Annotated in this window: 19 protein-coding genes and 1 rRNA gene; 10 read left to right on the top strand and 10 right to left on the bottom strand. The window is 74.0% G+C overall.

The genetic code is table 11. The features are described from left to right. The first annotated feature begins 241 nt into the window (after positions 1-241). Positions 242-445, top strand: coding sequence for a cold-shock protein (locus RM780_RS19465; protein ID WP_311632077.1), 204 nt, complete (start codon positions 242-244; stop codon positions 443-445). Positions 446-558: 113 nt separating this feature from the next. Here the strand turns inward: RM780_RS19465 and RM780_RS19460 are convergent, their stop codons facing one another. The 6 genes from RM780_RS19460 to RM780_RS19435 all read right to left on the bottom strand — a co-directional run bounded on the left by RM780_RS19460 (position 559) and on the right by RM780_RS19435 (position 7,584). Then, complete coding sequence (locus RM780_RS19460; protein ID WP_311632076.1) at positions 559-2,538, bottom strand: AMP-dependent synthetase/ligase; 1,980 nt, start codon at positions 2,536-2,538, stop codon at positions 559-561. Positions 2,539-2,841: 303 nt separating this feature from the next. Next, complete coding sequence (locus RM780_RS19455; protein ID WP_394813020.1) at positions 2,842-4,167, bottom strand: dicarboxylate/amino acid:cation symporter; 1,326 nt, start codon at positions 4,165-4,167, stop codon at positions 2,842-2,844. A 538-nt stretch (positions 4,168-4,705) separates the two neighbouring features. Further along, the gene (locus RM780_RS19450; RefSeq protein ID WP_311632075.1) at positions 4,706-5,005 is read right to left on the bottom strand and encodes a DUF4229 domain-containing protein; all 300 of its coding nucleotides are present in this window, start codon (positions 5,003-5,005) and stop codon (positions 4,706-4,708) included. 77 nt (positions 5,006-5,082) lie between these two features. Continuing rightward, positions 5,083-6,249 carry an aminofutalosine synthase MqnE gene (gene mqnE / locus RM780_RS19445; protein WP_311632074.1) on the bottom strand — a complete coding sequence of 389 codons (1,167 nt, stop codon included), beginning with the start codon at positions 6,247-6,249 and terminating at the stop codon, positions 5,083-5,085. A gap of 82 nt (positions 6,250-6,331) precedes the next feature. Continuing rightward, positions 6,332-6,802: an Lrp/AsnC family transcriptional regulator gene (locus tag RM780_RS19440; protein ID WP_311632073.1), complete on the bottom strand. Its 471-nt coding sequence runs from the start codon at positions 6,800-6,802 to the stop codon at positions 6,332-6,334. A gap of 77 nt (positions 6,803-6,879) precedes the next feature. Beyond that, positions 6,880-7,584 carry a UbiX family flavin prenyltransferase gene (locus RM780_RS19435; protein ID WP_311632072.1) on the bottom strand — a complete coding sequence of 235 codons (705 nt, stop codon included), beginning with the start codon at positions 7,582-7,584 and terminating at the stop codon, positions 6,880-6,882. A 321-nt stretch (positions 7,585-7,905) separates the two neighbouring features. On the opposite strand from RM780_RS19435, the gene RM780_RS19430 reads away from it, so the two are divergent. The 3 genes from RM780_RS19430 to RM780_RS19420 all read left to right on the top strand — a co-directional run bounded on the left by RM780_RS19430 (position 7,906) and on the right by RM780_RS19420 (position 10,746). Beyond that, positions 7,906-9,075, top strand: coding sequence for a hypothetical protein (locus tag RM780_RS19430; protein WP_311632071.1), 1,170 nt, complete (start codon positions 7,906-7,908; stop codon positions 9,073-9,075). Between the two features lie 38 nt (positions 9,076-9,113). Next, entirely contained in the window at positions 9,114-9,773 is a 660-nt protein-coding gene (locus tag RM780_RS19425) for an O-methyltransferase (protein ID WP_311632070.1), read from the top strand. Between the two features lie 73 nt (positions 9,774-9,846). Next, positions 9,847-10,746 (top strand): Fpg/Nei family DNA glycosylase, encoded by a 900-nt coding sequence (locus tag RM780_RS19420; protein WP_311632069.1) that lies wholly within the window; start codon positions 9,847-9,849, stop codon positions 10,744-10,746. A gap of 29 nt (positions 10,747-10,775) precedes the next feature. Here RM780_RS19420 and RM780_RS19415 read toward each other — a convergent pair whose 3' ends face one another. Further along, the gene (locus tag RM780_RS19415) at positions 10,776-12,311 is read right to left on the bottom strand and encodes a protein kinase domain-containing protein (RefSeq protein ID WP_311632068.1); all 1,536 of its coding nucleotides are present in this window, start codon (positions 12,309-12,311) and stop codon (positions 10,776-10,778) included. Between the two features lie 277 nt (positions 12,312-12,588). Here RM780_RS19415 and RM780_RS19410 point away from each other — a divergent pair, with 277 nt between their 5' ends. Next, positions 12,589-13,623: a sigma-70 family RNA polymerase sigma factor gene (locus RM780_RS19410; protein WP_311632067.1), complete on the top strand. Its 1,035-nt coding sequence runs from the start codon at positions 12,589-12,591 to the stop codon at positions 13,621-13,623. A gap of 349 nt (positions 13,624-13,972) precedes the next feature. Here the strand turns inward: RM780_RS19410 and RM780_RS19405 are convergent, their stop codons facing one another. Next, positions 13,973-14,353, bottom strand: coding sequence for a GNAT family N-acetyltransferase (locus RM780_RS19405; protein WP_311632066.1), 381 nt, complete (start codon positions 14,351-14,353; stop codon positions 13,973-13,975). A 164-nt stretch (positions 14,354-14,517) separates the two neighbouring features. Here RM780_RS19405 and RM780_RS19400 point away from each other — a divergent pair, with 164 nt between their 5' ends. The 5 genes from RM780_RS19400 to RM780_RS19380 all read left to right on the top strand — a co-directional run bounded on the left by RM780_RS19400 (position 14,518) and on the right by RM780_RS19380 (position 21,200). Then, entirely contained in the window at positions 14,518-15,345 is an 828-nt protein-coding gene (locus RM780_RS19400; RefSeq protein ID WP_311632065.1) for a hypothetical protein, read from the top strand. Continuing rightward, positions 15,335-16,789, top strand: coding sequence for a hypothetical protein (locus tag RM780_RS19395; protein ID WP_311632064.1), 1,455 nt, complete (start codon positions 15,335-15,337; stop codon positions 16,787-16,789). The genes RM780_RS19400 and RM780_RS19395 overlap by 11 nt, the downstream gene beginning before the upstream one ends. Beyond that, entirely contained in the window at positions 16,786-18,351 is a 1,566-nt protein-coding gene (locus tag RM780_RS19390) for an SCO6880 family protein (protein ID WP_311632063.1), read from the top strand. The genes RM780_RS19395 and RM780_RS19390 overlap by 4 nt, the downstream gene beginning before the upstream one ends. Positions 18,352-18,415: 64 nt before the next feature. Continuing rightward, on the top strand, positions 18,416-19,858 hold the full coding sequence (locus RM780_RS19385) for an ATP-binding protein (protein WP_311632062.1): 1,443 nt from the start codon (positions 18,416-18,418) through the stop codon (positions 19,856-19,858). Positions 19,859-19,883: 25 nt separating this feature from the next. After that, entirely contained in the window at positions 19,884-21,200 is a 1,317-nt protein-coding gene (locus RM780_RS19380) for a type IV secretory system conjugative DNA transfer family protein (RefSeq protein ID WP_311632061.1), read from the top strand. A 15-nt stretch (positions 21,201-21,215) separates the two neighbouring features. Here RM780_RS19380 and RM780_RS19375 read toward each other — a convergent pair whose 3' ends face one another. Beyond that, on the bottom strand, positions 21,216-21,710 hold the full coding sequence (locus RM780_RS19375) for a GNAT family N-acetyltransferase (protein WP_311632060.1): 495 nt from the start codon (positions 21,708-21,710) through the stop codon (positions 21,216-21,218). A gap of 114 nt (positions 21,711-21,824) precedes the next feature. Next, positions 21,825-21,941: ribosomal RNA gene (rrf, locus tag RM780_RS19370) — 5S ribosomal RNA — on the bottom strand. Positions 21,942-21,952: the final 11 nt, after the last annotated feature.

Here is a 21,952-nt window from a genome sequence, read left to right as displayed (position 1 = left end):
GAGTCCAGGAGGGGCGCGAGAGCGCGGCATGGCGTCGGGTGGGGCGGTCGTCCGCCGCGTCCCCGGCGGGTGATCTTGTCCCTTCCGGTCGCGCAGTGTGCGTGCTAGGCTCGCGTCGAGTTGCAGTTTGGTTTCCCTTGCAGTACGAGCCTGCGGAGCATTCTGGCCGCGGGCTTTCGTCGTTTTCAGGCTTCATGCAGGTTCTGGAGCAGGGCGACCCTTTTAGGCCCAGGGAGGGCTGATGGCTACCGGAACCGTCAAGTGGTTCAACGCCGAGAAGGGCTTTGGTTTCATCGCTCAGGATGGCGGCGGCCCCGATGTCTTCGTTCACTACTCCGCGATCAACGCGACCGGCTTCCGCTCTCTTGAGGAGAGCCAGGCGGTGACCTTCGACGTCACGCAGGGCCCGAAGGGCCCGCAGGCTGAGAACGTCAACATCGTCTGAGCCGGTCCGGCGGATCGCCGGAGTCCGACGGTGAGAGGCCCCCGCCCGGCCCAGGGCGGGGGCCTCTCGCGCCTTTCCGGGGCGATCCGGGCCCTGGCCCGCCCCGGCCCGCCTCAGTCGCGGGCGTAGAGGGCCTCGACCTCGCCGGCGTAGTCGCGCAGCACGGCGGAGCGGCGCAGCTTCAGCGAGGGCGTCAGGTGGCCGGAGGTCATCGTGAAGTCGCGCGGCAGGACGCGGAAGCGGCGGATGGACTCGGCGGTGGAGACCTGGGCGTTCGCGTCGTCCACGGCTCGCTGGAGGTGCCGCAGCAGGTCGGTGTCCTTGATCAGCTGGTGCAGCGGGACGTGCTTGCGCCCGGCCATCTGCTGCCAGTGGGCCAGGCCGTCCGGGTCCAGGGTGATCAGGGCGGTCAGGTAGGGCCGGTTGTCGCCGATGACCAGGCACTGGCTGACCAGCGGGTGGGCCCGCAGGCTGTCCTCCAGCGGGGAGGGGGCGACGTTCTTGCCGCCGGAGGTGATGATCAGGTCCTTCTTGCGTCCGGTGATGGTGAGGTAGCCCTCGGGGTCGAGGGAGCCGATGTCCCCGGTGGGCAGCCAGCCGTCCGCGTCCGTGGCCGGAATCACGTCCCGCAGCTCGGCGTCCCAGTACCCGGAGAAGACCTGCGGCCCGCGCACCAGCACCTCGCCGTCCGGCGCGAGCTTGAGGTCGGTGCCGGGCATCGGCCACCCCACGGTGCCGATTCTGGGGGCCCAGGGCGGGGTGACGGTGGCGGCGGCCGTGGTCTCGGTCATGCCGTAGCCCTCGTAGATGTGCACCCCGGCGCCCTCGAAGAACGTCCCGAGCTGGCGGCTGAGCGGCGAGCCGCCGCAGACCACGTGCCGCAGCTTGCCGCCCAGGGCGGCCCGGATGCGGCGGTAGACCAGGGGCTCGTACAGCGCGCGGGCCAGCCGCAGGCCCAGGCCGGGGCCCCGCACGTCGCCGTGCTGGCGGGCCTCGCTGGCGGCGCCGTAGCGGCGGGCGACGCGCACGGCGCGGTCGAAGGAGGAGCCGCGCCCCATGCGTTCGGCGGTGGCCCGGCCGGTGTTGAAGACCTTTTCCAGCACGTAGGGGATGGCGAAGAGGAACGAGGGGCGGAAGCCCGTGAAGTCGGCCAGCAGGTCCTCGGTCTGGATGCTGGGGGCGTGCCCGAGGCGGACGCGGGCGCGGACGCAGCCGACGGCGACGGTGCGGCCCAGGATGTGGGCCAGCGGCAGGAACAGCAGGGTGGAGGCGGGCTCGTCCACGGCGGCCTGGTAGACGGGGTAGAGCAGCTCGATGCCGTTGTCCACCTCGGCGAAGAGGTTCCCGTGGGTGATGACGCAGCCCTTGGGCATGCCGGTGGTGCCGGAGGTGTAGACGATGGTGGCGGCCAGCCAGGGCGCCAGCAGCGCGCGGCGCTCCTCGACGGCGCCGTCGGGGATGTCCTTGCCGGCCGCGGATATCTGCCCGATGGCGCTGGTCTCGGTGCCGGATATCGCGGTGAGCTGCCACAGGTGCGCCAGCTCCGGCACGTCCTGCCGGATGGCGGTGAGGGTGCGCGCCTCCTCCACGCCCTCCACGGCGCAGGCCCGCACGCCCGCGTCGCGCAGCATCCAGGCCACCTGCGTCGGGGAGGAGGTCGGGTAGATGGGGACGGTGATGAGGCCGGCCGCCCAGGCGGCGAAGTCCAGGAGGGTCCACTCGTACCGGGTGCGGGACATGATGGCCAGCCGGTCGCCGGGCCGCAGGCCGTGCGCGATCAGGCCCTTGGCGACGGCCATCACCTCGTCGGCGAACTCCGCACAGGTGATGTCCCGCCACGTTCCGTCACGGTGCTTGCGGCTGAATGCGACGGTGTCCGGGGCCTCGTAGGCGTTGACGAAGGGAACGTCCGCCAGGCTGCCGTGCTCGATGGGCGGCGCGAGCGGTGGCGTGGACACGCCCGTCACGGAGCCGCGCTCGGTGGTCAGCTCCGGGAAGACCAGGGGAGGCAGGTCGTCGACCGTGAAGCCCCGCCTCACGCCCCGCGGTCGGTGGACCGCCAGGTCTTCCATGTTGACTCGCGCTTTCGGCATCTCCTCGGTCCTCCCCGGTGCGACCCTGGACTGGGTGGATTCCGAGATTCTGCCCAGTGAAAGGCCGATTGAGCGAGAGGTTCACCGGACTAACACGCGCCACTTGCCGCCGGGAGGCACTTTGCCCCCATTGACAAAAAAGATCACCCTCCCTGCGCGGCGGGCAACAGGCTCTTTCCGGCCAGCGCGGGAGGGCGGCGGGGGCCGTCGGCGGTCGCGGAGCGTCACGGCAGGTCGCGAAGGGTAGGGAAGGGTCGCGAACGGCCGGGAAACGGGCGCGGACGGCCGGCGGCCCCGGCGCGGCTAGGCGGCCTCCCGCAGGTCGCCGGCGTCCAAGCCCCGGGCGTTGGCGTACGCCTCGCGGTCCAGGATGCGCTCGCGGGCGGCGACCACGACGGGGACCACGGCCTGCCCGGCGACGTTGGTCGCGGTGCGGACCATGTCCAGGACGGGGTCGATGGCCAGCAGCAGGCCGACGCCCTCCAGCGGCAGGCCGAGGGTGGAGAGGGTCAGCGTGGTCATCACGGTGGCGCCGGTCAGCCCGGCGGTGGCTGCGGAGCCGATGACCGAGACGAACGCGATCAGCAGGTAGTCGCGCAGGTCCAGGCCGACGCCGAAGACCTCGGCGACGAAGATCGCGGCCAGCGCCGGGTAGACGGCCGCGCAGCCGTCCATCTTGGTGGTGGCGCCGAAGGGCACGGCGAAGGAGCCGTACTCGCGGGGCACGCCCAGCCGCTCGGTGACCTTCTGGGTGACGGGCAGGGTGCCCACCGAGGAGCGGGAGACGAAGGCGAGCTGGAGGGCGGGCCAGGCGGCGCGGAAGAAGCGCAGCGGGTCGACGCCGGCGGCCAGCCGCAGCAGCAGCGGGTAGACGCCGAAGAGGACCAGGCCGCAGCCGAGGTACACGTCGGCGGTGAAGGTGGCGTAGTCCCCGATGAGGTCCCAGCCGTACTCGTTGATCGCCCGGCCGATCAGGCCCAGGCTGCCCAGCGGGGCGAGGCGGATGACCCACCACAGGGCCTTCTGGAGCAGGGCCAGGGCGCCCTCGCCGAAGGCGATCAGGGGCGCGGCGCGCTCGCCCAGGCGCAGGGCGGCGACGCCGGTGACGGCGGCGAGGAAGACGATCTGGAGGACGTTCAGCTCGGTGAAGGGCGTGACCACGTCGGTGGGGACGATGCCGGTGAGGAAGTCCAGCCAGGAGCCCTCGGTCTCGGGGGCGGAGCCGTCGGCGGGGGTCAGGCCGCTGCCGGCGCCGGGGTCGGTGAGCAGGCCGATGGCCAGGCCGATGGCGACGGCGATCAGCGAGGTGCCCAGGAACCACAGCAGCGTGCGCCCGGCCAGGCGGGCGGCGCCTGAGACGTTGCGCAGCTTGGTGATCGAGACGGCGATGGCCAGGAAGACCAGCGGGCCGACGGCCAGCCGCAGGAGCTGCACGAAGGTGTCGCCGGTCTCCTCCAGGGCGCGGCCGAGCCAGTCGACCTCCCAGGTGCGGGCGGCCCAGCCGAGGAGAACGCCCAGCACGAGGCCGAGGAGGATCTGCGCCCAGAAGGGCGGCAGGGGTACCCGGGGTATCCCCCGCCGGGCGGGTCCGGGCTGGGGCGCGGCGGGTTCGGGGGCGGGCGAGGACACGGGCACACTCCGGAAGAACGGGTGGGAACGGATGGGAAACGGCCGGGGGGCGCACGGGAACGCGCGGGCGCGCCGGGGCCCGGGTACGTACGGGGGGCGGCCGGGGGCGTTGCCGGCGCGAAGGGCGGCGAAGGGCGGCGAAGGGGGCGCGGCGGCGTGACGCGGCGGGGGCGTGACGCGGGGCGCGGTGCCGGGGGTTCAGCGACAGGCGGCGGTCAGGCAGCGGCAGAGGTCGATGTGCAGGCGCGCGACGAGCAGGACGCTCGTGGCCAGGGGCGGCGCGACTGCGGTTCTCATGCTCTGCACCGTAGCACCGCCGCTTGCCCTCGTCACCGGCGCGAATCGTTCACGCGCGGCCCGCGCCCGGGCCGTTCCGCCGCAACGCCCGTGGCCGGCACGGGAGTCGGCGGCGCGCGCCGGGGGCGTTCGGGGGCCGGGGCGGGCGCGGGGGCGGACCGGGGTGAGGGAGATCACGGCGTGCGAACGCCCCGGCCGGGAGGCGGCCGGGGCGGGCGGTGCGCGGAGGCCCGCGGCCGGGTCAGGCCGCGTCGTCCTCCATGGCGCGGTTGGCGTTCAGGCGGCGGCGGGCGTTGTCCGTGGCGCGGCTGATGCGGGGGGCCAGCTCGCGGGACATCGCCTCGCGGCGGCCACGCAGGACGACGAGGCTGATCGGCGCGGAGACCACGATGGACAGCAGCATCAGCCACAGCGGGTTGGCCGTGCCCACGGACTCGGGAATGACGCCGACGTAGGCGAGCACGGCGATGACGACGAAGCTGGCGGCGAAGATGGCCAGCCGCAGGCCGGTGTAGAGCAGAGTGGCGTTGCGCGTCCTCACGGGCGGGCCCTTCCTTCCTCGCGCTTCCCCGGGTCCGGGCCCCCGGGGCGGAGCCGCCTCCAGTCAAGCACGGCGCCTCACACGCGCATCGGCTGGGGGGATTCGCGCCGGTCCGGGTCGGGCCCGGGGTACTCGCGGACCACCTCGTAGCGGGTGTTGCGCTCCACGGGCCGGAAGCCGGCGTCCCGGATCAGCTCCAGCAGGTCCTCGCGGGTGAGCTTATCGGGCGTTCCGTAGTTGTCCGCGTCGTGGGTGATCTTGTACTCCACCACCGAGCCGTCCATGTCGTCGGCGCCGTGCTGGAGGGCGAGCTGGGCGGTCTGCACGCCGTGCATCACCCAGAAGACCTTCACGTGCGGGACGTTGTCGAAGAGCAGCCGGGAGACGGCGAACGTCCGCAGTGCCTCGGCCCCGGTGGCCATCGTGGTGCGGGCCTGGAGGCGGTTGCGGACCTTGCCGTCCTTCATGTCCACGAAGTCGTGCTGGTAGCGCAGCGGGATGAAGACCTGGAACCCGCCGGTTTCGTCCTGGAGTTCGCGCAGCCGCAGCACGTGGTCCACGCGGTGCCGGGGCTCCTCGATGTGCCCGTAGAGCATGGTGGAGGGGGTCTTGAGGCCCTTGGAGTGGGCGAGGCGGTGGATGCGGGACCAGTCCTCCCAGTGGGTCTTGTGGTCCACGATGTGCTGCCTCACCTCCCAGTCGAAGATCTCGGCGCCGCCGCCGGTCAGCGACTCCAGGCCCGCGTCGATCAGCTCGTCCAGGATCTCGTCGGCCGGCAGCCCGGAGATCGTCTCGAAGTGGTGGATCTCGGTGGCGGTGAACGCCTTCAGCGAGACGGAGGGCGGCAGCGCCTCCTTCAGCGCCCGGAGCGAGCGCGGGTAGTAGCGCCAGGGCAGCGTGGGGTGCAGGCCGTTGACGATGTGCAACTCGGTCAGGCCGTCGCCCTCCATGGCCCGGGCCAGGCGGACGGCCTCCTCGATGCGCATGGTGTAGGCGTCCTTCTCGCCGGGCTTGCGCTGGAAGGAGCAGTAGGCGCAGGAGGCGGTGCAGACGTTGGTCATGTTCAGGTGGCGGTTGACGTTGAAGTACACCGCGTCGCCGTTCTTGCGGGTGCGCACCTCGTGGGCCAGGCCGCCCAGCCACGCCAGGTCGTCCGAGGCGTACAGGGCGACGCCGTCCTCCCGGCCGAGCCGCTCGCCGGCCAGGACCTTCGCCTCCAGCTCGCGCTTGAGTCCCGCGTCCATACCCACACGCCTCCTCGCAGTTCGCCCCGGCACTCCCGCCGGGCCCCGGCGACCCGGCCGTGCCGCGGCACCTCGGTCGAGACTACGCCCGCGCCCGTCCTGCCTGCTCGGGCAGGTCGCCGACGCGGTTCTCCCACTTGGTGGACAGCACGATGGTGGTGCGGGTGCGGGAGACGCCCTTGATGCCGGTCAGGCGGCGGATGGTGCGCTCCAGGCCGTCCACGTCCCCGGCGCGGACCTTGAGCATGTACGAGTCCTCGCCCGCGATGAACCAGCAGTCCTCGATCTCGGGCAGCTCGCGCAGGCGGGCCGCGGCCTCGTCGTGGTCGACCGCGTCCGAGAGCTGGATGCCGATGAGGGCGGTGACGCCCAGGCCCAGCGAGCGGGCGTCCACCGTCGCCCGGTATCCCGTGATGACGCCCGCGGCCTCCAGCCGGTTGATGCGGTCGGTGACGCTGGGCCCGGAGAGGCCGACGAGGCGGCCCAACTCGGCATAGGAGGCCCGGCCGTTCTCCCGCAACGCCTGAATCAGCTGCCTGTCCACCGCGTCCATCGTCGCAGCGCCTTCCTCGTCCCCGTGGCTGAATGGTCCGTCGCACAGAAGAATCTAAGGCATTCGCCCCCGGCGGCCTACGAGAGCCCGGCCCGGCCCCTCCGTCCGCCCTCCCCGCGCGCCGCGCCCAGCTCGCCGCGCCAGCGCCGGTAGAGCCCGTGCGGCACGCCGACGGCGTCCAGCGCGCGCCCCGCGACGAAGTCCACCAGGTCCTGCAGGTGCGCGGCGCCCGCGTAGAACGCCGGGGCGCAGGGCAGCACGACGGCCCCGTCGCCGTCGAGGGTGACCAGGTGGCGCAGGGTCTGGCCGTCCAGCGGGGTCTCGCGGACGGCGACGACCAGCGGGCGGCGCTCCTTCAGCGTGACGCCGGCCGCGCGCTGGAGCAGGTCCTTGGACAGCCCCAGGGCCACCCCGGCGACGGCCGCCGTGGAGGCGGGCACGATCAGCATGCCCTTCGCCGGGTAGGAGCCGGAGGACGGGCCGCCGGCCAGGTCGCCCGCGGGCCAGTGCCGCACGCGGGCGAGGTCGGCCGCCTCCAGGGGGAACGTCCCGGGCTTGCCGTCCGCGCCCCGCTCCAGCCAGGCCGCCAGGTCCTCGGCGGCGTGGGCGTCGCGGAAGGCGACGCCGGTCTCGTCCAGCAGGGTCAGCCGCGCGGCCCGGCTGACCACCAGGTCCACGTCCTCCCCGGCCGCCAGCAGGGCCCGCAGCACGGCCGCGGCGTAGGGCGTGCCCGAGGCGCCGGACACCCCGACGATCCAGGGGCGCCGCGTCGAATCTCGCATGCCCCGAGGCTAGGGCCTCTCCCGCGGAACCCTCCCCGGCCCCCGCCGGGCGGCCCGCCGCGGACGTTGCCCCCCGGACATTCCGCCGGGGAACCGGCCCGGCCCCGGCCGGCGGGCGGCCGGGAGCTAACGGCCCGCTTACCGGTCGGTGACGCCTGGGCCACAGACGGCGCCCCGGGCGTCGTCGCCCCCGGCGGCGCGTGGACACTTGAGGGAGCCCGTCCGTCGCCCCCACGGACCCCCAGGGCCCCCGCGGCCCCCACGGACAGGAGTGAGCCCATCAGTACCCGCGCTTACCGGCCGCGTGCCCGGCTGGTTTCCGTGCTCGGCGCGCTCGGCGGCGCCGCGCTGCTGGCCGCCGGGACCGGGGCCTGCCAGGTCATCGAGGGCGCCCGGGCGGGGCACGCGGTCTCCGGCGCCGTGGACGAGCTGACCAAGTGGGAGGCCGTGACGGCCACCGCGACCGTGGACGCCACCCCGGAACAGGTGTACGACTACCTCCGCCGGGCGGACGAGCGGCAGGGCCGGGAGGGGCCGCGGGCCACTCCCGGGGAGGCCCGGCTGCTCTCCGACCTGGAGCTGACCGTCTCGGTCGGGGACCCGGAGGGCGACACGCGGCTGCGGGACCTGGAGGAGGGCGCCGCGCTGGACGGCGCGATGACGCTGAACTTCGGCGGCCGGGACGTGGCCGGCGTCAAGCAGCTTGCCGGCGACACCTACGTCCGTGTCGGCGGCCAGGCGGTCGTCGAGGACGTGTACGGCGGCGGCGAGGCCGCCGTCGCCCGCGCCGAGCGCTTCGAGCGGGACGCCGCCCGCCTCCCCGAGTCGCTGGGCAGCGCCGCCGCGGCCCTGCGCGGGGACTGGGTGCGGGTGGACCCCTTCGCCTACGAGGGGTACGCCGAGGCGCTGGCCGAGGAGGCGGGCGTGCCCCCCGCCACGGCCGCGGCCCTCGCCGCAGCCCTCACCGACGGCGGGGCGCTGCTGACCCCCGAGGCGCTGTGGGCGTGGACCGACGGCCTGGAGAGCACGCTGCGCTCGGGCGCCACGCTGGACCGGCGGGGCGAGGAGCGCGGGGCTGAGCGGGTGGACGTGACGCTCCCGGCGGGCGAGGCGCAGCGGGCGGCGGGCCCGCTGCTGGCGTTGCTGGACGAGCAGAGCGAACGCTTCGGACTGCCGCCGCTGGCCGGCGAGCCCGCCGACCCGGCCGGCCCGGTGACGCTGGAGCTGACGATTCGCAACGGCGTGCTGACGGACGTCGGCTTCGACCTGGCGCAGTTCGCCCCGGGCGGCGCGGAGGGCGAGGCGGGCAGCCTGCCGCTGAACCTCCGGCTGAACGGCGGCTCGGCCCTCAACCTCGACCCGCCCGAGGAGCCGGCGGAGGCCCTCAGCCCCGAGGACCTGACCGTCGCGCTGCTCTACCTCGCCGAGCAGAACGAGCGCCGCGCCGAGGACGAGGACCGCGCGGACGTCCCCGGGCCGATGCAGCCCTGAACGGCCGGCCGGGCGCGCGGGCGCCTAGGGTCGGGCCCATGAACGCCATCGACATCGTCCACCCGGCCCTGAACGACTACCTCCTGGCCCACGCCAGCCCGTCGGCCGACGCGGTGCTGCGCGACCTCGCCGAGGAGACGCGGCGCACCCTGCCCGCCCACCTGAGCATGCAGATCAGCCACGACGAGGGCGCCCTGCTCACCCTGCTCGTGCGCCTGACCGGGGCCCGCAGGGCCGTGGAGGTGGGCACCTTCACCGGCTACTCCTCTCTGTGCATCGCGCGCGGCCTGGCCCCCGGTGGCCGCCTGCTGGCCTGCGACGTCTCCGAGGAGTGGACGTCCGTGGCCCGCCGCTACTGGGAGCGGGCCGGGGTGGCGGACCGGATCGACCTGCGCCTGGCCCCGGCCGCCGAGACGCTGCGCGCGCTGCCGGCCGAGGAGGAGATCGACTTCGCCTTCGTGGACGCGGACAAGACCGGCTACCCCGTCTACTACGAGGAGCTGATCACCCGGCTGCGGCCCGGCGGCCTGCTCGTGCTGGACAACACCCTGCGCACGGGCCGCGTCGTGGACCCCGCCGCCCACGAGCCGGAGGTCGTGGCGATCCGGCGGGTGAACGACGCGATCACGGCCGACGAGCGGGCCGACTCGGTGCTGCTCCCGGTGCGCGACGGCGTGACGCTGGTCCGCAAGCGCTGACCGCCGCGCGAGCCGGAAAGCCCGGTAAGTCCCCTTCAGGGGGAGTGGCGGGCGGTGACCTACTCTGGAACACATGCCCGAACTGCCCGAGGTGGAAGCCCTCAGGGGATTCCTCGCCGACCGGCTGACCGGCCGTACGGTCGCCACCGCGCTGCCCGTGGCGTTCCACGTCCTGAAGACCTACGACCCGCCGGTGTCCGCCCTGGCGGGGCGCACGGTCACGGCGGTGGACCGGCACGGCAAGTTCCTGGACCTGACGCTGGGCGCGGGCGACCCGGCTGCGGGGGACGTGGCCCGGGACCTGCACCTGGTCGTTCACCTGGCGCGGGCCGGCTGGCTGCGCTGGCAGGAGCGGCTGCCGTCCGCGCCGCCGCGCCCGGGCAAGGGCCCGCTGGCGTTCCGCCTGGCCCTGGCCGACCCGCCCGGCACCGGCTTCGACCTGACGGAGGCCGGGACTCAGAAGCGGCTGGCCGTCTACTGCGTCGCGGACCCGGCCGAGGTGCCGGGCGTGGCGCGGCTGGGGCCCGACCCGCTGGACCCGGCGTTCACCCAGGAGACCTTCGCGGCGCTCCTGGCCGGCGAGAACCGGCAGGTCAAGGGCGTGCTGCGGGACCAGTCCGTGCTGGCCGGCGTCGGCAACGCCTACTCCGACGAGGTCCTGCACGCGGCGCGGATGTCGCCGTTCCGCATCGCCGCGCGCCTGGACGCCGAGGAGGCGGCGGCCCTGTACGCGGCGCTGACCGGCACGCTGCGGGAGGCCGTGGAGCGCTCGCGGGGGCTGGCGGCGCGGCATCTGAAGACGGAGAAGAAGACGGGCCTGCGGGTGCACGGGCGCACGGGGCAGCCCTGCCCGGTGTGCGGGGACACCGTCCGGGAGGTGTCCTACCGGGACTCCTCCCTCCAGTACTGCGCCACCTGCCAGACGGGCGGCAAGCCGCTGGCGGACCGGCGCCTCTCGCGGCTGCTGAAGTAGCGCGGGAACGCCCGGCCCCGCCCCGGCTCTCAGCCCGCCGGGTCCGCCTCCACCGCCAGGCCGTGCGCCTCGACGATCTCCGCGAGTCCCCCGGCGTACGCCCGGCTCACGGCCGCGAACCACCAGCCGTCCTCCTCGCGCACCAGCTCCCCGAACGTCACGCCCGTCGCGTGCGGCGGCCCGGCCGGGAAGCCGTAGCACAGCAGCTCGTCGCCGCTGTCCGGGTCGATCAGCCGCACGTGCAGGAGGGCGACGTCGGACAGGTCCTGGCCGCGTTCCTCCGCGTCGTGCACCGAGACCGTGAAGACCACCCGCTCCACGGCCGCCTCCAGCGCGGGCAGCTCGACCGCGAACCGCGCCTCCGGGCCGCCGTCCGCCAGGGCGACGCCGACGCCGGCCGGATCCGGGTTGTTGTAGAAGACGAAGTGCTCCTCCGAGAGCACCGAGCCACCGTCGTCCAGCACCAGCGCGCTGGCGTCCACCTCCGCGCCCTCCGGGGCCTGCCAGTCCAGGCCGACCTGGAATACGGCCGCCCGCGGCATCACCTCGGCCAGCCGCATGCGTTGCCCCGTGGCCAGCGGCAGCCGGCCGCCGCCGGGCAGCGGGCAGGTGGACAGCAGCACCGAGCGCGGGTCCACGCGGGTCGAGGGGCGGTAGGGGGGCATCGGCGGCACTGCCTGGGAGGGCAGCAGCACGGTGGGCGCCGCGGCGGCCGAGAGCGCCAGGTCCCGCAGCCGGTCGGCGATCGCCGCCGCGTCGCCCGGCCGTTCCGCCGGGCGCTTGGCCAGCAGGCCCAGCACCAGGCGGTCCCAGTCCGGCGCCAGCCCGCCGCGCAGGGCGCTCGGCGGCTGGGGCGCGCTCTCCATCTGCTGCCGCAGGAGCTGGTAGAGCGAGTCGCCGTGGAAGGGCGGGCGGCCGGTGAGCAGCGTGTAGAGGACGCAGCCGGCCGAGTACAGGTCCGAGCCGAAGCCGACCGTGCGGCCCTCGATCTGCTCAGGCGACATATAGGCGGGGGTGCCGACGACCACGCCGGTCGAGGTCAGCCGCGCGTGGTCGGTGGAGTCGGCCAGCACCGCGGCGATCCCGAAGTCCAGGACGCGGGCCAGGCCGTCGGGGCCGACCATGACGTTCGCGGGCTTGAGGTCGCGGTGCACCACGCCCGAGGCGTGGGCCACGGCCAGCGCCCGGCAGATGTGCTCGCCCCAGCGCGCGATCTCCGTCGGCGGCGGAAGCTGCGGGTCCTCGGAGAGCATCCGGTCCAGCGAACGGCCCGGCAGCCGCTCCATCACCAGGTACAGGACGCTGTCGGCCGCGCCCTCCCACCGGGCCTCGCCGACGTCGTGCACGGTCACGATGAACGGGCTGGACAGCGCCGCCAGCAGCTTCGCCTCCCGCTCGAACCGCTCCCGCACCCGCGGGTCGCGCCCCGCGGTGACCGTCGAGACGAGCTTCACCGCCACCCGCCGCTCCAGGCGCAGGTCGACCGCCTCCCAGACGGTGCCGCTGCCGCCCGCGCCCAACGCACGCCCCAACCGGTACCGCCCGTCGAGCACCCGGTTCTGCATCCCTCGCACCCCCTGCGTCCTGGCCCAGGTACCCGCTACTTTATGCGGCGCCCGGCGCCCTGGGAGGGGCGGCGGCAGGGGCATTGGCAGGGGCATCCGCAGGGCCGTCGTCGGGGACGGCCGCGCGGGCCCGGCCCGGGCTCGGCTCGATTGTCAGTGCCCCTGGTTACGCTGGCCCCCCATACGGCACGGATGTACGAGCGACACCCGTCGCCGCCCACAGAGACCCCACAGAGTCCCGCCCACGCACCGCCGTGAACCGACGCCAGGAGCCCCGATGACCAGCGACATCACCGCCGGCACCGTCACCGAGGACCGGACGCTCGACGAGCGTCTGGAGGCCCACCGCCGCGAGCTGACCGCCTACTGCTACCGCATGCTCGGCTCCGCCTTCGAGGCCGAGGACGCGGTCCAGGAGACCCTGGTGCGCGCCTGGCGCGCCCACGACCGCTTCGAGGGCCGCTCCTCGTTCCGCTCCTGGCTCTACCGCATCGCGACGAACGTCTGTCTCACCCAGCTCAGCGGCAGCAGCCGCCGCGCCCGCCCGATGGACCTCTCCTCGCCGACGCCGACCGCCTCCGCCGTGCTGGGCCCGCCCCTGCCCGAGTCCGCCTGGATCGAGCCCATGCCCGACAGCAGAACGCTCCCCGACGACCCGGCCGAGCGCGCCGAGACCCGGGACTCCGTGCGCCTGGCGTTCGTCGCCGCTCTGCACCACCTGGCGCCCAAGCAGCGGGCCGTGCTGATCCTGCGCGAGGTGCTGGCCTGGAAGGCCGCGGAGGTCGCCGAGCTGCTGGGCACCACCGTCGCCTCGGTCAACAGCGCCCTCCAGCGCGCCCGCGCCACCCTGGCGGCCACCGGCGTGGCCGAGGGCGGGGCCACCGAGGGCGGAGCGGACCAGCCGCTGTCCGAGGACCACAAGGCCCTCCTCGCCCGCTACCTCGACGCCTTCGAGCGCTACGACATGGAGGCGCTCACCGCCCTGCTCCACGAGGACGCGACGCTCTCCATGCCGCCGTACGACCTGTGGATGCGCGGCCCGGCCGACATCGCCGCCTGGATGACGGGCCAGGGCGCGGGCTGCCGCGGCTCCCGCCTCATACCGACCTTCGCCAACGGCGCCGCGGCCTTCGGCCAGTACCGCCCCGACCCCGACGGCGGCCACTCGCCCTGGGCCCTCCAGGTCATCGAGGTCTCAGCCGGTCGCGTCACGGGGATCAACGCATTCCTCGACACGGCCCGCCTCTTCCCCCTCTTCGGCCTCCCCACCCACCTCCCCGCCGAGACCGAGCCAGCCGAGCAGGCCGACTAGCCCCTCCCCTCCCCCGGCGAACCGCACCCGGCACCCCACCCGACGCGCGGTCAGCCGCAGCCGCGCCACGACCTCAAGACCCACCACCCCGGGCCCGCCCACCTCCCCGAGATCCACCGTCACCTCACCACCCCCCCGCACCTGAACGAAGGCGGCGAACCGCTCGCACACCCCCGCCACGTCCTCCAACCCCACCGGCCCCCGCACCACGAACACCTCACGACCGCCCATCGGCCCTCCTTCCCCATCCCCACACACAGAAGAAGACCCCCCGCCCGCCAAGAACTCATCGCCCCAGCGCCTTCACCCACCTGCGCCACTCCTCCTGCCTGCGGTACCCGCGCGCCCGTCAGGCCGCGCGCCCGCGCGCGTTCTCCTCCAGCACCATGGCGTCGGCCCGCCGCCCCCCGAGCCCGGCGAACCGCTCCTCGGCCGCCGCCAGCAGCGCGCTCGCCACCCCCTGCCTGCGCCAACGCGGCGCCACCGCAAGCCGGTAGAGGTGACAGCGCCACCCGTCGAAGCCGGCGATCACCGTCCCGGCCGTCTCGCCGTCCACCTCGGCGAGCAAAAGCGCGTGGGAGTCCCGCGCCAGCAGCCCCTCCACGCCCGCCACGTCGTCCGAGACGCTCTCGCCCTCGGCCGCCTCCTTCCAGAACGCCAGCACCGCCGCCACATCGCCGACTTCGGCCGGCCTGATCCTGATCTCCGTGTTCTTCCGCTTCGCGACCATCCCGGCACCGTAAGCCCGCGGCCGGGCCCGCGCCCCGCCCGTCCCGTGCGTCACGGGGCCCTCGTCGCGTACCTCACGTACCGGTGGCGGGGCGGAACGGCGCGAGGGGGCGCTAACGTCATGTGAGGAGCCAGGAGACTCACCGCTGTTGAGGGGACCGCACCATGAGTTACGGGGACGACTACGACGACGAGCGCGGTCGGCGGCTCCCCGCGCAGACCCGTACCCGGCTCCCCGAGTCCGCCGAGCCCACCGGCGGGCGGCGCTCCGCCGCCTCCCCGGGCCGCAGCGTCGGCGCCATCGTCGCCGTCGTCGTCCTGCTGCTGGGCGCCATCGTGTTCGCCAGCCGCAGCGGCGGTGACGGGGAGTCGTCCGCGGAGGAGAGCGGCGAGGAGGGCGGCGCGCAGCCCACCGCCCCCTCCGGCGAACGCCCGGTGGAGAGCGAGACGAACGGCATCCCCATGGGTCAGCCCCACACCGAGCAGGGCGCCGAGTCCGCGGCGGCCAACTACGCCGTCGCGCTGGGCGGCTCGGAGATGTTCAACACCGACCGGCGCCGTGTGATCGTGGACACCATCAGCGCCTCCGCATCGCGAACAGACCTGCGCGCGGCGTTCGATGACGACTACAGTTCCGAACTCAACACAAGCATCGGGCTGGACGCGGAGGGTGGCGTGCCGGACGGATACACCTTCGTCAGCCGCACCCTGCCCATCGGAACGTCCGTCACGACGTACGACGGCACCACCGCAACCGTATCCGTGTGGTGCACCAGTCTCTTCGGCATCGCCGGCACCGACTCCCAGAACCCCGTGCGCACGAGCTGGTTCACGACGCATTTCACATTGGCCTGGGAGAACGCAGACTGGAGGGTGGTCAGCACCGAGCAGGCCGAGGGACCGACCCCCGTGAGCGGCGACAACCGCGTCTCCGGGGCGGACGAGATCGCCGAGGCGGTCGAAGAGTACGGAGGGTTCACCTATGCGCGCTAGCCTCCGCTTCCGCCACGCCGCCGCTCTGGCGACGGGCCCCGTCGGCTTACTGGCCACGACCCTGGCGCTCGCGCCGCGGGCCCACGCCACCACCGAAGACGAGGAGCAGACCGAGGGCCAGACGGACGGCCAGTCCGAGGGCCAGACCGGCGACCAGGACGGTGAGGGAAACACAGAGGACACCAGCCCCGAGGACACGAACGGCGAGGACAGCGAGCAGGAGAACGGCGGCGGCGAGGGAGAAGGCGCAGGCGAGGAGGACGGCGCCTGCGATCTGATCAGCGGCGCCGCCCGCGACTACTGCGAGGGCGACGGCGGCTCGGGCGGCGGCGGAGGCGGGGGCGCCGGCCTCAACGACTCCCTCGACCCCCTCTCCTCCCTCGCCCGAGGCTGCGCCGACGCCGCGTCCTGGATGGTCAACGAGCTCTCCGACCTGGTGAACGCCACCTCCAACGTCGACTTCACCAACGCCTCGTTCCTGCGCCAGTACGCCGTCGTCTTCGCCGCCTCCACCGTCCTGACCCTCATCCTGTGGCTGCTTGCCATCGTCAAGCGCGCCATTCGCGGCGTCCCCCTGACCACGGCCATCTCCGAGGCGCTCGGCTTCCTGTGGCTGACCGTCATGGCCTCCGCCTTCACGCCCCTGATCCTCTACGTCGTCGTCTCCGCGACCGACGGCGTCACCGAGGCCATCGTCGCCGGTACCGGCGACAACTCCGACGCGTTCTTCGGCGACTTCGCCGCCGCCCTGGAGGACGGCGAGGACATCGGCGGCGGCCCGATCATGCTGATCGTCGTCTCCCTGATTTCCATTCTCGCCGCCGGCGTCCTCGCCCTGGAGCTGGTCATCCGGGCCGCGATGCTCTACGTCGGCGCCCTGCTGGGCACCGCCGTCTACGCCGGCCTGGTCGACAAGAACCTCTGGAGCCACGTCCGCCGCTGGGCCGGGATCATGATCGCCGTCATCCTCATCAAGCCGGTGATCGCCATCGTCCTCGGCCTGGCCGGCGCCCTCACCACCGACGACGGCCCCACCGCCGTCGGCTCGATCATCTCGGGCCTGGCCATCATCCTGCTGGCCATCTTCGCCTCCGCGATGATCTACCGCTTCGTCCCCGGCTTCGGCGACGAGATCGTCAGCCAGCGGCAGATGCGCCAGGACACCGCCAGCCGCGCCGCCGGCGCCGCCCTGGCCACCCCCGCCAACATGCTGCGCCAGGGCATGTCCACCCACGGCACCCGCGACGGCGGCGGAGGCGCGGGCGGCGCCGGGGCCCCCGGCGGCGGTGGCGCCCAGCGCCCTACGAACCCCCTGGCCGGCGGCGTCGCCGCCCACAGCGCCCGCACCGGCCAGTCCGGCCCGCCCCCCGGCGCGGCAGGCCGCGGCGCCCCCGGCACCGGAGGCGCCGGCACCAACCAGCGGAACCGAGGAGGTAACCCGTGACCGCCCCCCCGCACACCCTCACCCGGCGCCGGACCTACCTCATCGGCCGCGCCCGCCCTCAGGCCATCGTCGGCCGCAACCGCGAGACCGGCGAGATCGCCCTCGTCGTCGTCGGTGCCTTCCTCGGCATGATGAGCGGCCTGCTCATCCCCGCCCTCGCCCTGCGCATCGTCGGCCTGGCCGGCTTCCCCATGCTCGCCCTCGCCGCCGTCTACATGCCCTACAACGGCCGCACGTTCTACAGGTGGTTCGAGATCAACCGGCATTTCCGCCGCACCCAGCGGCGCGGCGCGACCTACCGCTCCGCCGCCGCCGAGGCCGGCACCTCACTCGACGGCCGCGAGATCGAGATCGGCGCCCCACCCGGCGTCGGCCGCGTCCAGTGGCTCGCCGCCGCCTTCGGCCCCGACGAGCTGGCCGTCCTGCTGCACACCGACCGCAGGACCATCACCGCCGCCATCGAGATCGAGGGCCCCGGCGTCGGCCTGCGCGACAGCGAGGACCAGGAGGCTCTGGTCGAGCGGTTCGGCAGCCTCCTCAAGCACGTGGCCAACGGCGACGGCCACGTCACCCGCCTCCAGATGCTCGCCCGCACCCTCCCCGCCGACCCCGACGCCCACGCCAACGACGTCCGCGAGCGTGGCGACGCCCTCGCCCCGCACTGGATCCAGGACTCCTACGACCAGCTCCAGTCGATGGTCTCCACCTCCAGCGAGCAGCACCGCGCCTACCTCGTGGCCTGCATGCACCACTCCCGCGAGCTCAGCCACGAGGCCCAGACCATCGCCCGCGCCTCCCGCGTCCCTCGCGGCAACGGCGGACGCCAGCGCCGGATGACGCAGGACGAGGCGCTGGCCGTCATCATGGCCCGCGAGCTGGCCGACATCTGTGCCCGGCTGGCCGAGGCCGACATCCGGGTCCGCCAGCCCCTGGGCGAGGCCCGCCTCTCCTCCCTCATCCACTCGATGTACGACCCGGACCACCCCATCGACCACATCCAGGCGATGACCAAGCGGAACGCCTGGCCGGCCGAGCTGGACGCCCGCGAGGCCACCTACCTCCAGGCCAAGACCCGCGAGTCCGACACCCGCGAGCCCTGGTGCCACGCCACCGCCTGGGTCAAGGAGTGGCCGATGACCCCCGTCGGGGTCAACTTCCTCGCCCCGCTCCTCGTCCACACCCCCGACGTCATCCGCACCGTCGCCGTCTGCATGGACCTGGAGCCCACCGAGATCGCCATCGAGCGGATGCTCACCGAGAAGACCAACGACGAGGCCGAACGCTCCCGCGCCGCCAAGATGAACCGCACGGTCGACCCCCGCGACGTCGCCGCCCACGGCCGCGTCGACCAGCGCGGCGACGACCTCGCCTCCGGCGCCGCCGGCGTCAACCTCGTCGGCTACCTCACCGTCTCCTCCCCCCACCCGGAAGCTTTGGCCCGCGATAAGCGCACCATCCGCGCCTCCGCGGGCAAGTCCTACCTGAAGCTCGAATGGTGCGACCGCGAGCACCACCGCGCCTTCGTCAACACTCTCCCGTTCGCCACCGGAATCCGGCGATGACCGGGAACGGCCGCCCCCCGGCGGCCCCCAACACCCCCCGACACCCGGAGAGGACGGTGGAGCCGTGCCCGCGCGCGACCCGCTGAGCGCCATCACCGAGGCGTTCACCAGCCTCCTCTTCGGCCGTGCCGAGACCACCCGCCTGCCCGTGCGCACCTCCACCGGCCAGGCCCAGGCGGTCTACCTCCCCACCGCCGCCCCCGGTCTGGGCGACTCCGGCGTGATCATCGGCCGCGAGGTCTACTCGGGCAAGGGCTACATCTACGACCCCTTCCAGCTCTACGGCCAGCAGCTGCCCGCCCCCCACTGGCTGGTCCTCGGCGAGTCCGGCAACGGCAAGTCCGCCCTGGAGAAGACCTACGTCCTGCGCCAGCTCCGCTTCCGCGACCGCCAGATCGTGGTCCTCGACGCCCAGGGCGAGGACGGCGTCGGCGAGTGGAACCTCATCGCCCAGGAGCTGGGCATCACCCCCATCCGCCTGGACCCGATGGCCGCCCTGGACGACAACGTCCGCCTCAACCCGCTGGACCCTGCCATCACCACCACCGGCCAGCTCGCCCTGCTGCGCACCATCATCGAGGTCGCCCTGGGCCGCCCGCTGGACGAGCGCTCAGGCTTCGCCCTGAAGGTCGCCCACGCCGCGGTCAACCGCACGACCACCGGCCGCCAGCCCGTCCTCACCGACATCGTCGAACGCCTGCGCCACCCGCACTCCGAGTCCGCCGACGCCATGAACGTCGACGTGGAGGACGTCCGCGCCTGGGGCCTGGACGTGGCCCTCGTCCTCGACCGGCTCGTGGACGGCGACCTGCGCGGCATGTTCGACGGCCCCACCACCGTCGGCATCGACCTGGACGCGCCCCTGATCGTCTTCGACCTCTCGCACATCGACCGCAACTCCATCGCCATGCCGATCCTGATGGCCATCGTCGGTGTCTGGCTGGAGCACACCTGGATCCGCCCCGACCGCAAGAAGCGCATCTTCCTGGTCGAGGAGGCGTGGCACATCATCAACTCCCCCTCCGTGGCCCAGCTCTTCCAGCGCCTGCTGAAGTTCGGCCGCCGACTGGGACTCTCGTTCGTCGCCGTGGTCCACCACCTCTCCGACGTGGTGGACGGCGCCGCGGCCAAGGAGGCCGCCGCGATCCTCAAGATGGCCTCTACGCGCACCGTTTACGCCCAGAAGTCCGACGAGGCCAGAGCGACCGGACAGGTCCTGGGCCTCCCCCGGTGGGCCGTGGAGATTATCCCGACCCTCACCCCCGGCATGGCCGTCTGGGACGTCAACGGCAACGTCCAGGTCGTCAAGCACCTCGTCACCGAGGCCGAGCGGCCACTCGTCTTCACCGACCGCGCGATGACCGAGTCAGCCCCGCTGCCCGCCCACGAGGCCGAAGCCCCGCCGGGCCGCCGGGCGCTGGAGGCGGCGGGCGACCCCGAGGACCCCTTCGATGCGGAGACCGAGGCCCGCGTGATGTCGTTCGAGAAGCGGCAAGGGGTCCTGTAGGCGGGCGGAAAGCGGACGGCGACGGATGGCATACGAACGGCAGCAGCGGGGCCCGGCCCCGCGGCGGGCGGGCGGCGGCGTGCCGGACGCCCTGCTCATCGGAACGCTGGGAGCCCTCGTCGGCCTCACCCTGCTGGTGTGGACGGCGACCGGCCTGGCCGGCCTGCTCAGCAACGGCGGCTGGCCCTCGGGCGTGACCTTCGTCGGCACCGCCCCGGCGATACGGTCCCTGCTCACCGCGCCCCGGGACGTCGCCGCCGCCTGGCCCGAGGCCGACCCGGCCGCCCTGCCCGGGGCCAACGCCCTGTGGCTGGTCTTCCTCGCCCAGCTCGCGGTGCTCTTCGCCCTGACCCTGTGGATCTCGTTCCGGGTCGCCCGCTGGCGCGCCCACCGCGGCCGGCCCAGGCCCGCCGCTCCGCCGGTCACGCCCCCGCCCGCCGAACGCCCGGCGCAGGGCCCGGTGGAACGCCCCGCCGGACGCCGCTCCCGGCGCGCACCGGCCCCGCGGGCCCCCGCCCCGGTCCCCGCGCCCGTGGACGAACCGGCCGGTCCGGCCGTCCCGCGCCGCCTGGTCGAGCCCGCGCCGCAGGCCCCGGCGCCCGAGGCCGCCCTTCCCGTGCCCGCTCCCGTGTCCGTGCCCGTGCCGGGGCGCGAGCCCGTCGCGGCCGTGCTCGACGCCCCCGAGGGCCTGGTCGTCATCGACCCCTCCGGGCACCTGTGGGACCGGACCGCCCGCCAGCGCGGGCGGCGCGGCCCCGTCCACGTCTACGACCCCGGCCACGCCACGGACGCCCCCGTCCGCCTGCGCTGGGCCCCGCACCGCGGCTGCGAGGAGATGCCCGTCGCCCGCCGCCGCGCCGCCGCCCTCCTCGGGCCCGTCCGTCCGTCCGAGCCCATCTTCCAGCTCGACGCCGATACCGCCGAGACGATGCTGCGCTGCTACCTGCACGCCGCCGCGCTCTCCGGCGAGCCCTTCCCGCAGGTGCAGCGCTGGGCCCACGGCAGGGCGGCGGGCGAGGCCGGGAAGGTGCTGCGCACCCACACCCGCGCGGCCGGCGGCGCGGCCATGGAGCTGGAGAGCGCCCTCACCGGCCACCCGGCCCGCAGGGACGCAGCGCTGAAGCTGATCGAGCGAGCCCTGAGCGGCCTGGAACAGCTCCACATCCGCCAGGCGTGCGCCCCCGGACGCGTGGACACCCTGGCTCTGGACAACGTCGCCGGGGAGGGCGCCACGCTCTACATCGTCGGCGACCACAAGGAGACCGCCGGGCTGCGCGCGGGGCTGGCCGAGGCCCTGCGCGCCGACCAGCCCACCCTGACCTTCCTCGACCCGGCCGCCTGAGCCGACGGCCCCCGGTCAGGCGTCCTCGGTCAGCTCCGTCAGCGCCAGCTCGTAGGCGTGGAGCGAGGGGTCGCGGGGGTCGGCGTCCGCGTCCCCGGTCGGCCGGAAGCCGAGGGAGGCGTAGAAGCGCGCGGCGCGCTGATTGCCCTCGTGGACGCGGAGCCGCACCTCGTTGCCGTCGGCCCAGGCGATGGCGGCGCGCATCAGCTCCCGCGCCAGGCCGGTCCCCCGGTGCTCCGGCCGCATGTAGACCCCGACGACGTAGACGACGCGCTGCCTGCTGAACGCCCCCACCATCCCGGCCCAGTTGCCGGCCTCGGTCTCCCCGATGAACGTCACCGCTTCCCGGCCGGAGGCCCGGCGTTCCCATTCCCCTCGCGTGAGGTGCACCGCCTCCTCGTAGGGCTCGTAGAACGCCACGGGTGCCACCGGGTCCTGAAGGGCGACGAGGCGCAGCTCCCTCAGCTTCTCCCAGTCCTCGCGACGAGTCTGGCGGATCCTGTAGGTCATGCGCCCGATGCTTGCACCCCCCGAGCGCGAGCCGCAACGTTTGTCCGCACACGCGGACACATGAGCAGGGCCCGCCGGCGAATTCCGGCGGGCCCTGTTTCCTCTTCAATATTTGTCCGGCGGTGTCCTACTCTCCCACACGGTCCCCCATGCAGTACCATCGGCGCTGGAAAGCTTAGCTTCCGGGTTCGGAATGTAACCGGGCGTTTCCTCTCCGCCATGACCACCGGAACACTCTGAGA

The sequence above is a fragment of the Streptomyces boetiae genome (genome assembly GCF_031845405.1).
In the GTDB taxonomy this organism is placed as follows: Bacteria; Actinomycetota; Actinomycetes; order Streptomycetales; family Streptomycetaceae; genus Streptomyces; species Streptomyces boetiae.
This window is presented reverse-complemented; position numbering and strand designations above follow the sequence as displayed.